This is a genomic window from Pseudomonas syringae group sp. J309-1, from assembly GCF_032582135.1.
Classification (GTDB): Bacteria; Pseudomonadota; Gammaproteobacteria; order Pseudomonadales; family Pseudomonadaceae; genus Aquipseudomonas; species Aquipseudomonas quasicaspiana.
Map to the genome: position 1 here is coordinate 33364 of NZ_JAWHNU010000018.1, position 13371 is coordinate 46734.

Here is a 13371-nt window from a genome sequence, read left to right on the forward strand (position 1 = left end):
ATGAGCCAATTGATCAAGGTCCAGGACCTGCGAGTCGTCGCCAGCGCAGACAGCGGCGACATTGGGATCGTCAAAGGCGTGAGCTTCGCCCTGGAAAAAGGTGAAGTGCTGGCGCTGATCGGTGAGTCCGGCTCTGGCAAAACCACGATTGCGTTGGCCTTGCTCGGCTATGCCCGACGCGGCTGCCGTCTGGCCAGTGGCACGGTGCAGATCGCCGAACACAACATGCTCGACTTGCCGGAAAGCATCCTGCAAGGGCTGCGCGGCAATCGGGTTTCGTACATTGCACAGAGCGCAGCCGCGGCATTCAACCCGGCAAAAAGACTGATAGACCAGGTGATCGAAGGTGCGTTGATTCACGGATTGGGCAAGCGCGCGGCGCTGGAAGCCAAAGCCATCGAACTGTTTCGCGACCTCTCGCTACCCAATCCGGAACAGATTGGTCAGCGCTTCCCGCACCAGGTCTCCGGCGGCCAGCTGCAGCGGGTCATGGCGGCCATGGCACTGATCAGCGATCCGTTGCTAGTGATCCTTGACGAACCCACGACCGCACTGGACGTCACCACTCAGATCGATGTGTTGCGCGCTTTCAAGCGTGTGGTGCGTGAGCGCGGGGCGACGGCGGTCTACGTCTCTCACGACCTGGCCGTAGTGGCGCAAATGGCCGATCAGATTGTGGTACTCAAGGGTGGCCAGATCGTCGAGCAAAGCAACACCGCGGCGCTGCTCAAAGGCCCGGAGCATCCTTACACTCGCAGCCTGCTGGCCGCCGCCAGGCCGGATGCAACATTGCGCCCGGCCAGTGAGGTTGCACAAGACAGGCCGTTGCTGACCATCACGGGGATGTCTGCCGGTTATGGCAATAAAGACCTGCAGGGAAGGCCGATGATTCGCGTGCTGGAAGACATTGATCTGACCATCAATCGGGGCCAGGCGATTGGCGTGATTGGCGAGTCAGGCTCCGGCAAGTCCACCCTCGCCCGGGTCGTAGCCGGGTTACTCGATCCTGCGCGGGGCAGCTTGAGATTTGATGGCGAGCCGCTGTCAGGCGATCTGGCCGGTCGTACGGACGATCAGTTCCGGCGCATTCAAATGGTCTTCCAGAATGCCGACACCGCGCTGAATCCAATGCACAGCATCAGCACTATTCTCGGCCGCCCATTGAAGATGTACTTCAATCTCAAAGGGGCTGCCTTGCGCGAGCGTATCGATGAATTGCTCGATCTGGTGCGCCTGCCCCGGGACATGGCTGAACGACGCCCCGGCGAACTGTCTGGTGGCCAAAAGCAGCGCGTCAATCTGGCTCGCGCACTGGCCGCCAAACCAGACCTGATCCTCTGCGATGAAGTGACGTCAGCACTGGACACTGTGGTCGGCGCAGCGATTCTCGAATTGCTGGGCGACTTGCGCCGGGAACTGGGTGTCTCCTACCTGTTCATCAGCCATGACATCTCCACCGTCCGGGCCTTGTGCGACGACATCGTGGTGATGTACAGCGGTCACAAGGTCGAAGAAGGCAGCCGCGAATCCTTCAGCCAGACACCGTTTCATCCCTACACCGACCTGCTTGTGCATTCGGTTCCCGAATTGCGTCAGGGTTGGCTGGAAACCTGCGGCACCACCACTTGCGGTACGCTGCCAACCATCAGCGCGCCGACCAACACACGGGAACTGTGTACCTTTTTGAACCGCTGCCCGCAACGCGTCGAAGGGTTGTGCAACCGCACCGCGCCGGGTCGCCGCGAGATCACTGGTGGCAGTCAGGTGCTCTGCCATCTGGACAGCGGCGAACTGCGGCAAAATCAACAAGAACTGGAAAACATGATCGTGGGAGCCTACGCATGAACGGGCGTTTTGTAAGGCTGGGCGAGCGCGACCGAACCACCGTGAATCTCTTGGTAGATGGCGCGCCGATTGAAGCGTTGCAAGGCGACACCTTGATGGTGGCGCTGCTGACCCAAGGCGTATCGCTGCGCCAGTCGGAGTTCGATCCGGGACGTCGCGCAGGGTTCTGTCTGATGGGCGCGTGTCAGGACTGTTGGGTCTGGACTCGCTCTGGGGAGCGTTTGCGTGCCTGCTCCAGCGAGGCCCGCGAGGGTCTGGATATTGTCACCACACAACCGGAGGCGACATGGCCACTCCACGGGTAGTCATTGTAGGGGCCGGACCAGCCGGTACACGTTGCGCACAGACGCTCCTCGCCGCCGGGATCAAACCGATCCTGATCGATGAAAATCGCCGCGATGGTGGGCAAATCTATCGTCGTCAGCCTGAAGGTTTCAAACGAGATTACGCGGCGCTGTACGGTTCCGAAGCCGACAAGGCGCGGGATCTGCACCAGAGCTTTGACCGCCTGCGCGAACACATCGACTACCGTCCCGACACGCTGGTCTGGAACCTCAGCCAGGGGCAACTGTGCTGCGTCCATCAGGGCCAGCATTCAGTTCTCAACTACGACGCGCTGATTCTCTGCACCGGTGCCACTGACCGGTTGATGCCCATCAACGGCTGGCAACTGGCCGGGACTTACAGCCTCGGCGGCGCGCAGATTGCACTCAAGGCGCAATCCGTTTCCATCGGCCACAAAGTCGTGTTCATGGGCAGCGGTCCTTTGTTATATCTGGTCGCCAGCCAATACGTGAAGGCCGGTGCCGAAGTCGCTGCGGTGCTGGACACCTCGCCGCTGAGCAAGCGGATCATGGCCACGCCCAAACTGCTGGCACGCCCCGGCGTGCTGCTCGAAGGGATGAAGCTACTCGCGCGCCTGCGCAGCGCCAAGGTGCCGGTCCATTTGGGTGTCGAGCCTTTGCAGGTACTGGGCGACGCTCAGGCCGGTGTCAGTGGTGTGCGCTTCAAGGACGGCAAAGGCACCCCGCAACAGCTGGATTGCGACGCCGTGGCCCTGGGATATCACCTGCGACCGGAAACCCAACTGGCAGATCTGGCCGGGTGCCGCCTGCGCTTCGACGAGGTTTCCAGCCAGTGGCTGCTGGACGTCGATGAAGCAGGCCGCACCTCGGTCAGCGGTGTTTATGCCGCAGGCGACGGGGCGAAAATTCGTGGCGCGGACGCCGCTGAGCAAGCTGGTCGTCTGGCGGCGCTGGCAGTTCTGCAGGACCTTAAACTTCCGGTAGATGTCGCCGTGATGCAAACGCAAACGCGCCAGCTGGCGGTCATGGATCGCTTCCGGGTCGGGCTCGCCGAGGCCTTTCCATGGCCGTCGGCACAAGCCAGGGCGCTGCCTGACGAAGCGATTGTCTGCCGCTGCGAAATGATCAGCGCAGGCGAACTACGTGGCGTAGTCCGGGAAAAAGGTGCCTGTGAAGTCAACCGTGCCAAAGCCTTCAGCCGGGTGGGAATGGGCCGTTGCCAGGGGCGTTATTGTTCGCAGGCCGGGGCAGAAGTGATCGCTGCCGAAGCGGGCGTCGCCGTGGAGCTGGTCGGCCGTCAGCGTGGACAGGCACCGATCAAGCCGTTGTCGATGCTTACTGATGAGGTCGTGTCATGAAACAGCAAAAATCCGATGTACTGATTGTCGGCGGCGGCTTCATGGGCTCGGCTACGGCGTTTTTCCTGCGCCAGCGTGGCCAGTCGGTGACGTTGCTGGAACGCGACATGATCGGCCAGTACGCCAGCGGCGTTAACTTCGGCAACGTGCGGCGCCAGGGTCGTTTCCTGGGCCAACTGGAACTGGCCAACCGCTCCCGCGCCTTGTGGGGCCGTCTGCCGGAGCTGATTGGCGAGGATCTGGAGTTTCTGCCGAGCGGCCACATGCGCGTCTGCTATCGCGAGGATGAAATCGCCGAGCTGGAAGCCTATGCCGCAGCACCCGAAGCCCGCGAGCTGGACCTGCGTATTTACAGTGGCCGCGAACTGCATCAGCGTTTTCCATTCCTTGGGCCGGTGGTCAAAGGCGGCTCTTATGCGCCTCACGATGGTCACGCCAATCCACGCCTGGCGGCCCCCGCCTTTGCCCGCGCAGCGATCCGCGCCGGGGCGCGCATTGAAGAACGCACTGAAGTCACCGAGGTGCAGAAAGTCGGCAGCCAGTTTGAAGTCACGACCCGCGACGGTCGCGTGTTCAGCGCCGATCAGCTGCTGATTACCGCGGGCGCCTGGGGACAAAAGCTGTCCACACAGTTCGGCGAGCCGGTGCCACTGGAAACGTTTGGCCCGCAGATGGCAGTCACCGAACCCGTGCCCTACGCCCTGCCAACGGTCATTGGTGTCTTCACCAAAATCGCCGAGGAGGTGATTTATTTCCGCCAGATCCCCCGTGGCAACATCATCATTGGCGGTGGCTTTCGCAGCAAGCCGGACATGGTCAACAAACGGGCCGTGGTCGAACCACGCAGCACCATCAATCAATTGCAGCAGATGCGGCGTTTATTGCCCGGCGTCGCCAACCTGAACATCATCCGGGTATGGAGCGGCATCGAAGGCTATCTTCCGGATTCGCTGCCAGTCATGGGCCGTAGCGGCAATGTCGATGGCCTGTTTTACGCGTTCGGCTTCTGCGGCCACGGCTTTCAGCTCGGCCCTGGTGTCGGCGATGTGATGGCCGAATTGCTCAGTACCGGCAGCACCAGTACCTCCATTGCGCCTTTCGATATCCGTCGCTTTGCCAGCGCCAGCAATCAACAGAGCAAAGCCTCATGAAGCCGCGTGTACGGGAGATATTCAACCGCCTGCTGGCATTCGATACCGTGTCATCTCAGTCCAACATGGCTCTCATTGAATACGTGCGGGATCTGCTGGCTGTCAAAGGGATTGACGCGCTGATCGTCAAGGATGAAACCGGGCTCAAAGCCAATCTGTTCGCCAGCACCGGACCAAAAGATCAGCCGGGGATTTTGCTCTCTGGTCACACAGATGTGGTGCCGGTCGCGGGCCAGGCCTGGACCATGCCAGCGTTTCAGGCCACCGAGCGCGACGGGCGGATTTACGGGCGCGGCAGTTGCGACATGAAGGGCTTCATCGCCTTGGCTATTGATTGCATGCTCGATGCCGCCGACCTGAACCTGACCCGCCCGCTGCAACTGGCGTTGTCCCATGATGAAGAAATCGGCTGCGTGGGTGTGCGACGCTTGCTGGACGTGTTGCATCTGGCGCCGCAACGGCCGTTTCTGTGCATCGTCGGTGAACCGACCAACATGCAGTTTGCGCTGGGTCACAAAGGTAAAAGCTCCTTCCGGACCTTCTGTCGCGGCCAGGAAGCGCACTCCTCTCTCGCACCGCTGGCCGTCAACGCCATTCATCTCGCCAGCGATTTCATTGCCTCGCTGCGTCTCAGTCAAAAGCAACTGCAGCAACATGGCGCACAGGACGCCGACTACGACATTCCGTACAGCACAGTGCATGTCGGGCGGATCGACGGCGGCAAAGCGCTGAACATCGTGCCGAATCTTTGCACGCTGGATTTCGAACTGCGCAATCTCAATGCGGATGATCCAGAACTGTTTCTCGACCAGTTACGCGGACAGGCTGAAGCCATCGTTCACGAAGCACGCAAGGTCTCGGCAGTGGCCGCCATCGAGATCGAAACCCTGAACGAGTATCCCGGTCTGGACACCCATCCCAGCATTGAAGCCGTGCGTTTGCTGCAAGCGTTTGTCCCGGCGGAAACCTCACGCGTCAAGGTGTCCTACGGTACCGAAGGCGGCCTGTTCGCTCAGCGTCTGAATGTTCCGGTTGTGGTCTGCGGCCCTGGTTCCATCGAGCAAGCGCACAAGCCGGACGAGTTTATCGAGGTCAGTCAAATGATTGCCGGGGAGAAATTTTTAGGCGGTTTGCTGGGATCGTTGATGCGTTGATGTGATCGCGATTCCTGTTGGAGAGATGTCCCTGTGGGAGCAGAGCTTGCTCGCGATAAGGCTGGAAGCTATTTACTTTAGATCGCATCCAGCCTTATCGCGGGCAAGCCCTGCTCCCACAGGGATTGTATTTACAGATCAATGTAGAATCGCCATCAATACCCCTGCCCGCGATCCACCTGACCCAGCATCGGCTCGCCACGCTCGAAGCGGCGAATGTTTTCCAGCAGGCCGGGGAACGCACTGTCAGGCTGGGTCATCGCAGCAATATGCGGCGTAAGCAGTATCTGGGGGTGATTCCAGAACGGATGCGCAGGATCAGCAGGCTCCTGCTGCAACACATCAAGCACTGCCCCGCTGATCTGCCCGCTGTCCAGCACCTGCAGCAGATCCTGCTCAATCAAATGCCCACCGCGCCCCATGTTCACCAGCGCAGCGCCTTCAGGCATCTGCTCGAATAACTCGCGATTGAGAATGCCCGTGGTCTGCTCGGTCAACGGCAGTACGCATACCAGAATGTCGCACTGCCCCAGAAATGCGGACAACTGTGCGCTGCCCGCATAACACGCGACACCTTCAATCTGATGCTCACTGCGCGCCCACCCCGATAACTCGAAGCCGAAATTCTGCAAGCTGGCGAGAATCTGTTGCGCCTGTAATCCCAGGCCCATGACACCGACTCGACGTTTGCTGGCTGGCACCAGCCGATGCGCCTGCCAATGGTTTTCAATCTGTTGCTGCCGATAACGCAACATGTCCCGGTGCAGGCTCAACACTGCGAAGCACGCGTATTCACACATGCCCCGACCAATCCCCGGATCCAGCAAGCGCACTACTGGCAATGTATCGGGAAGGCGGCTCAGATCCAGTTGATCGACACCCGCCGACAAGGCAAACACCACCTGCAAGTTCGGCAACAGAGTTTGCACGTCATCAGGGGCGAGCCAGGCGGCAAGGTAAGTGATGTCCTGCGGATCGCCAATATCAGGCCAGGCACGCCACTCGATATCGGGGGCATGTTCGGCAAACAGAGCCTTCCACTGCTCGCCCCTTGCGGGATCAGCTTTATAGAGCAACGCCATGAATGAGTCCTGAACGTGAAGGTGTCATTCATGATGCCTGAGATGCATAGCAGCATTGGCTGAAAGGACCGCGTTTACGGCGTTGCGTGCTGTTTATAAGAGATGGCGCGACAGATTCAAGCATGTAAACGATGAACCTGTAGGAGCTGCCGAAGGCTGCAATTGCGGCCTGTCTGGTAAACAGCTTTCGCAGCTTTCGTCAGCCCTTATCAAACAACGAATAACTATCTGGTTTAAATGCTTTTTACTGTAGGAGCGCTTGGTCTGGGAAGATAGCGACAGCACAGGCGATAGAGTCATCGACTGACAGACCGAATCGCGGGCAAGCGCGCTCCTACAAGTCCTATGTTTGCCGTGAGACAGCGCGGTGTCATGGACAGCGGGGCAGTTCCTACAGGAGAAGCATTTCGAGTCAAATAACCTCAATCCTGCCGCTGAACCTTGACCCCCAACGACTGCAACGCATCCCAATAACCGGGGTAGGTCTTGCCGACGCAGTCAGGGTCCTGAATCCGGATACCGGCGATTTTCAGTCCGGCGAGGGCGAAGCACATGGCGATGCGGTGATCAGCGTGAGTATCAATCAACGCATCCACGGTGCGACCTGCCAACTGAGGATCGGCGTGGACGATCAGGTCGTCACCCTCCTCCACTGCCAGCCCCGGCGCAATGGCACACAAGCCGTGGGACAGGGCGGAGATGCGGTCACATTCCTTGACCCGCAGATTCGCGATGCCAACGAAGCGGACCGGCTGATTGTTGAAAGCGGCAAGCACGGCCAGGGTCGGAATCGCGTCCTGCATTTGCGAACCATCGATAACGGACGGCATGTTCGGGAAACGCTCGATCAACTGGCTGGCCAAGGCATCAGGCTGAGTGAAGTCTTCGGTCGCAACACCCAGGTCGATATTGCCGCCGGTGATGGCCTGCGCCGCCCACAAGTAAGTGGCTGCCGACGCATCCGGCTCGATATGAAAATCCGTCGCCTTGTAACCGGTAGCCAGGACTTTCCAGGCGGTGTCGCTGAGCGACTCGACTTCAGCGCCAAAGGCTTTCATCGCGGCCAGTGTCAGGTCTACGTAACCGCGCGCGCCGATATCACTGCCGGTCAGCGCCACTTCAATTGGCCCCTTGCCACAGGCACCCGCCATCAACAGTGCCGAGACGTACTGACTGGACAGGTTACCGTCGATTTCGATACGCCCGGCCGCCAGACCGCCCTGCCCTTTGATCGCCACCGGTGGGCAACCAGTCGGTGAACTGACATCGACGCCCATGCGCTGCAAGGCATCGACCAGTGGGCCGATAGGACGCTTACGCATGTATTCGTCGCCATCAACGACAAACTCACCGTCAAAGTTGGCCAGCGCCGCCGTCAGAAAACGCGTTGCGGTGCCCGCATTACCCAGAAACAGTGCTTGCCCGGGTGCATGCCACTGGCCGTTGCTGGTGACCACAAAGGTGCTGTCGTCCGGCTCATCAACCTGCACGCCCATGAGGCGCAAGGCTTCTGACATCACGCGCGTGTCGTCACTCTTCAGCGCACCGCTCAAACGGCTGGTGCCTTTGGCCAGGCCAGCCAGCAACAGCGCGCGATTAGTGATGGATTTCGAGCCCGGCGGGCTCACACGCCCGATCAATGGCTGGTCGACAGGGGTTACGGTGAGAGTGGATTGTGGTCGCATGATGTCCGTGATCGTCGCCGGAAAAACACCGATGCTACCAGCAATCGGCGCCTTATTCGTCCACCGAAGCCTGATTGCGACCGTTTTTCTTCGCTTGATGAAGTGCCTGTTCGGCCCACGCAATGACAGTGCTGTAATCAGTCGTCGGCCTGGAGAGGTCAGCAGCGCCCAGGCTGATCGTGCACTTGATCGCGTGCCCTTCGTAATGCACGGTCTCAGCCTCGACCGCCAGACGCAGCCGCTCACAGAACACTGCAGCACCGGCCTTGTTGGTATCCGGCATCAGGACAGCAAACTCTTCGCCACCATAACGCCCGGCGATGTCTGCATTGCGGATATGGCTACGCAGGACCTCAGCGACACGCTGAATCACTTTATCGCCCGCCTGATGACCATACGTATCGTTGATCCGCTTGAGATGGTCGATATCACACATCACCAGCGAGGACACCGCGCCGTATCGGCTATGGCGGGCGTATTCAAGCTTGAGCAGCTCTTCCCAGTGACCCCGGTTATAGAGGCCGGTAAGACGGTCGGTGCTGGAAAGTTTCTGCAGTTCACTGTTGGCCGTCTGCAACAGATGCCGGTTACTGGCAACGTCGGTCACGTCGTAGATCACCAGACAGATATGGGTAATCTCGCTGGTGGTCGAGCGCAGCGGGAACATCGTGGTGTTCTGGTACATAAAGTCTTCCCGGCCAGTGATTGGCTGGTAGTTCTTGAACCGCACCAGATATGGCCGCTGCTCCCAGATGGTGAACGCAGGCGTACCCAGAGTAATCACGTTGTCGACTTTCTTGCTGAACCACATCGGGTTGAGCTCAGGGAACAACTTGAAGATCGACTGTCCGGCCGCGTCATACGGCACCACGCCGGAGCGGTTTTCCATGAACGTATTCCAGACCTGGACCCGGTAGTCCCGGTCGAGCACTACGATCCCCACGTCGATGTTCTGGGTGACCGTCAGTAACCAATGAAGCTCTTTGATATCGATCTGATTACTCATGGGTCAGCTCATCAAGTACGCAAGTTTTTTAGTCAGACGGTCTACCGAATCTTCGGTGAACAGCATGAGCAAATCGAAGTTGATGCTATGCCCTTCAACGCTGTAGCTGATCTCTACGGCCAGGGTTTTCTGCCAGCGTGTCTGGTTGATCCGGATCAGGTCGTCAATCCCGCCCTGAGAACCCAACATCTGCGGGTGCCCCTGGGAAAACTCTACGTCGATCTGCTCGGCAATGCCGCTCAGGCAGGCACCGATCAGAATCGTGGACAGATCGAGGAGCATTTCCTCGTCGGTGTAATCCGCCGAGTCGCGATGCATCAGCGAGCCCATGTCCGCGATGTCCGAATCATGAAAAATCAACAACGCCTCGCCCGCGATGCCACCACCGATATACCCCTGACAGATGGCGGTCAACCGCTCACTGGTGTGTGCATCGGCCAACGCCATGTGCAGCTCACCCACTTCGAACATGTTGACGGTGGGAACCGGCAACTGCACGAACACGCCCAATACCTTGGCCAGCAAGGCTGCTGCCCGGCCCATGGCGACGTTGATGGTTTCGCGGAATGCATCCTGAAAGCTGATGATTGCGCCTGTCATGGCGGGCGCGATGGTAGGGACTGGCGCAGGCTCACCCAGCAAGCCCAATCGGGTCAGGGTGTTTTTCAGTTCATCGGGATCAGCCGGCTTTTTGATAAATGCCAGCGCGCCCAACTCCATGACGCGGCGCACAGCCTCGTCCTGAACGTCGCCGGAGACGACGATGATCTTCGCCTCAAGATTTTCTGCGCGAATCGCCGCCAGCGTCTGATAGCCATCCATGACCGGCATGGTCAAATCCAGCAGCATGACCTGGCCCAGTCCACGGCGCACCGCTTCAAGGCCTTCGAGCCCATTGGTCGCCTGCGTGACCGACACGCCCCACTCGGCAGGTAAAGCCCTGAGCAACTGCTTGCGGGCCATGTTCGAGTCGTCGCAAATCACCAAGGGAATCATCGGCATTGCATTGTTTCTCACTGCAAAAGAGTTCTGGCGCAAGTATCAGCGGGTTTGATTTCACTCGCGAGGAAATGGAACCGTATTGAACACATTCCTTATTAAACAATCAGTTGGATCATTTAATCGGCGTCAAATAGATACGCTCATTCGCTCACGCAACATCACAGACACTGCATTACCTGTGGTCATGTATTCATACATCGGCAGTGGCAGATAAATCTGCAATTAACCGGCCAGAGAATTGGCCCTTTAAAAATTTCACGATTCAAACATTCGTGGGTCTTCAACGGGCCATTACTGCCCGCTGAAGCTCAAGCAAAAGCACAAGCGTTCCAAAAATAACCATTCTGACTATAGGTTGAAACAACGGCGCCGCTTAAAATTCGTCCCACACTGGCACGCGGTCGTCGTTGTTTTTCCGTTGCGCCCATTCAAGGATCAGAAGCTGTCCAGTGCGGTTGTCGGCCAGCATTCAAGGACATGATGCGTTCCAATGAATACACCCGCTACGTTGCCTGCCGGGCATGCCGCTGCAGCCCCCAACGCCCGCGCTTCATCCTTATTGCTTCGCCTGGGCGCTGTCGCCATTACCACTGCGGTGTTCATCATCGATACGGTGACTTCACTGGACGTTGCGGTGGCGGTGCTTTATGTCATGGTCATTCTGTTGTCGGTGAACATTTTCAGTCGCCATGGTTTGACTATCGTCGCCTTGAGCTGCCTGTTTCTGACGATCACTTCCTTTTTGCTGACCCACGGCCAGGACGCCGAGTTACCCGCGGTCGCCCGTTGCCTGGTGAGCATCGCCGCAATCGGAATTACCACTGTGCTGGCGCGCAGCAACAAGGCGGTCAATGACCGGTTACAGGAGCAGGTCTGCCTGCTCGCCGAGGCGCACCAGGCATTGCGTCGCAGCGAAGCTTTTCTGATTGATGCCCAGCGTCTGAGCCGGACCGGCAGCGTCGGCTTTCGGGTGCCTGATCTGGAGATGCACTGGTCGGAAGAAACTCAGCGGATTTTCGAGTACGAAGCGGGTGCTCACGCGTCCATAGACCGTGTCCTGCAAAGAACCCATCCCGATGACCTGGCCCTCGTGCTGGATTGCATTGCCCAGGCACGAAAACTGACCCCTGACCTGAGCGTCGAGCACCGTCTGCTGATGCCTGACGGACGCATCAAACATCTGCACATGCTCGCGCACCTGACCCACGATCAGGACGGCAACTGCGAATACGTCGGGGCCTTGATGGACGTGACCGCGTCCAGGCAGGCCGAAGAAGCGCTGCACCGCTCACAGACCGAACTGGCCCATGTCACCCGCGTCACGACCCTGGGCGAACTGACCGCCTCGATTGCTCATGAAGTGAATCAACCTCTGGCGGCGGTCACGACCAACGCCGAAGCGTCGCTGCGCTGGCTCAATCGCAGAGAACCGGATATCACCGAAGCCGCGCAGGCACTGGAGCGCATTCTCAGTGAAACCTTCAGGGCCAGTGAAGTGATCCGGCGTATTCGCGCCTTGTCGCGTAAAGCCGACCCGCAAAGAGCCCCCGTGGACTTGCGGGAAATCATCGAGGACTCAGTGAGTCTGGTCGCTCGGGAAATCCAACGCGCCCGGGTCGAACTGGTGCAGGACATCGCCCGCGATGTACCCAGGGTCATGGGCGACCGCATTCAGTTGCAGCAAGTACTGGTCAATCTGTTGATCAACGGTATACAGGCCATGGGCGGCAATCAGGGCTCGCTACGCAAGATGAGCGTGCGCTTGCACCATGAGTCGCAAAATGAAGTAGTGGTAGAGGTGCGCGACAGTGGGCCGGGTATTCAGCCGGACGACATGGGACGTCTGTTCAATGCGTTTTTCACTACAAAGCCTGAAGGCATGGGAATGGGATTGTCTATCTGCCGCTCGATCATCGACGCACACGGCGGCAGGATCTGGGCCCAGAGCAAGCTTGGCGAAGGGGCAGTGCTGCTTTTCGCCCTCCCCGGAGAACCAGAGCCCCCTCATGAACGATGACCGCACGATGAACCTGAGCGCTGTCAAAATCAGCCACGATCCGATCGTTTTCATCGTTGATGACGACGCAGCCCTGCGCGATGCGTTGAGCAGCCTGCTGCGCTCAATCGGCCTGCGGGTCGAAACGTTCCCCTCGGTGGCCGATTTCACTCAGTTTCAGCGGCCCGATGTGACAAGTTGCCTGGTACTCGATGTTCGCCTGCAAGGCACCAGCGGTCTGGATTTCCAGAACGAACTGGTGCTCGCCAACATCGACCTGCCCATCGTGTTCATGACCGGCCACGGCGACATCGCCATGACGGTACGCGCCATGAAAGCGGGTGCCGTAGACTTCCTGGCCAAACCGTTCCGTGAGCAGGACTTGCTGAACGCAGTGTCTGCGGCGCTGGAAAAAGACAAAAGCGGTCGGCAGGCCAACAGGAACGTTCATGAAATACGCACTCGTTTCGAAACCCTGACGCCACGCGAGAAAGAGATCATGGCCCTGGCGGCTTCAGGCCTGATGAACAAACAGATCGCCGGTGAAATAGGCCTGAGCGAAATCACCGTCAAAATCCACCGCGGCCATGCCATGAAGAAAATGAACGCAAAGTCATTTGCGGAGCTGGTGCGCATGGCCGAGACGCTGGAGTTGGGGAAGTGATGTGGTACCTGGTCTGGGCCGCATTCCTGACGGCACAGATACATCCAATGTACCGGACCCTTCGCGAATAAATTCGCTCCCACGGATTTTCGTACGGCTTCAGGTTCATGAAGAGCCTGTGGG

The 13371-nt window shown here is 58.9% G+C and carries 11 protein-coding genes; 7 read left to right on the top strand and 4 right to left on the bottom strand.

Translation table 11 applies throughout. The annotated features are described in order from the left end of the window. Genes RX972_RS12430 through argE form a run of 5 tightly spaced genes read left to right on the top strand, consistent with a single transcriptional unit; the run spans nt 1 to nt 5813 of the window. The gene (locus RX972_RS12430) at nt 1–1845 is read left to right on the top strand and encodes an ABC transporter ATP-binding protein (RefSeq protein ID WP_316875711.1); all 1845 of its coding nucleotides are present in this window, start codon (nt 1–3) and stop codon (nt 1843–1845) included. Continuing rightward, complete coding sequence (locus RX972_RS12435) at nt 1842–2150, top strand: (2Fe-2S)-binding protein (RefSeq protein WP_099269005.1); 309 nt, start codon at nt 1842–1844, stop codon at nt 2148–2150. Before RX972_RS12430 ends, RX972_RS12435 begins: the two co-directional genes overlap by 4 nt. Beyond that, nucleotides 2132–3508, top strand: a complete 1377-nt coding sequence (locus RX972_RS12440) for an NAD(P)/FAD-dependent oxidoreductase (RefSeq protein WP_122706590.1) — start codon at nt 2132–2134, stop codon at nt 3506–3508. The genes RX972_RS12435 and RX972_RS12440 overlap by 19 nt, the downstream gene beginning before the upstream one ends. Then, nucleotides 3505–4659 carry an NAD(P)/FAD-dependent oxidoreductase gene (locus tag RX972_RS12445; RefSeq protein ID WP_027901149.1) on the top strand — a complete coding sequence of 385 codons (1155 nt, stop codon included), beginning with the start codon at nt 3505–3507 and terminating at the stop codon, nt 4657–4659. The genes RX972_RS12440 and RX972_RS12445 overlap by 4 nt, the downstream gene beginning before the upstream one ends. Continuing rightward, nucleotides 4656–5813: an acetylornithine deacetylase gene (argE, locus tag RX972_RS12450; RefSeq protein WP_316875716.1), complete on the top strand. Its 1158-nt coding sequence runs from the start codon at nt 4656–4658 to the stop codon at nt 5811–5813. Before RX972_RS12445 ends, argE begins: the two co-directional genes overlap by 4 nt. A gap of 155 nt (nt 5814–5968) precedes the next feature. Here argE and RX972_RS12455 read toward each other — a convergent pair whose 3' ends face one another. From RX972_RS12455 to RX972_RS12470, 4 genes are all read right to left on the bottom strand, one after another. Beyond that, a complete protein-coding gene (locus tag RX972_RS12455; RefSeq protein ID WP_316875718.1) occupies nt 5969–6895 on the bottom strand; it encodes a glyoxylate/hydroxypyruvate reductase A in 927 nt (308 codons plus the stop codon). Nucleotides 6896–7317: 422 nt separating this feature from the next. Further along, on the bottom strand, nt 7318–8580 hold the full coding sequence (gene aroA / locus RX972_RS12460; protein WP_316875720.1) for a 3-phosphoshikimate 1-carboxyvinyltransferase: 1263 nt from the start codon (nt 8578–8580) through the stop codon (nt 7318–7320). Nucleotides 8581–8632: 52 nt separating this feature from the next. Next, nucleotides 8633–9586 carry a GGDEF domain-containing protein gene (locus tag RX972_RS12465; RefSeq protein ID WP_099268999.1) on the bottom strand — a complete coding sequence of 318 codons (954 nt, stop codon included), beginning with the start codon at nt 9584–9586 and terminating at the stop codon, nt 8633–8635. A 3-nt stretch (nt 9587–9589) separates the two neighbouring features. Next, nucleotides 9590–10588, bottom strand: coding sequence for a response regulator (locus RX972_RS12470; protein WP_027901154.1), 999 nt, complete (start codon nt 10586–10588; stop codon nt 9590–9592). Nucleotides 10589–11078: 490 nt separating this feature from the next. On the opposite strand from RX972_RS12470, the gene RX972_RS12475 reads away from it, so the two are divergent. Further along, on the top strand, nt 11079–12605 hold the full coding sequence (locus tag RX972_RS12475) for a sensor histidine kinase (RefSeq protein ID WP_263268832.1): 1527 nt from the start codon (nt 11079–11081) through the stop codon (nt 12603–12605). Beyond that, complete coding sequence (locus RX972_RS12480) at nt 12595–13248, top strand: response regulator transcription factor (RefSeq protein WP_316875726.1); 654 nt, start codon at nt 12595–12597, stop codon at nt 13246–13248. The genes RX972_RS12475 and RX972_RS12480 overlap by 11 nt, the downstream gene beginning before the upstream one ends. Nucleotides 13249–13371: the final 123 nt, after the last annotated feature.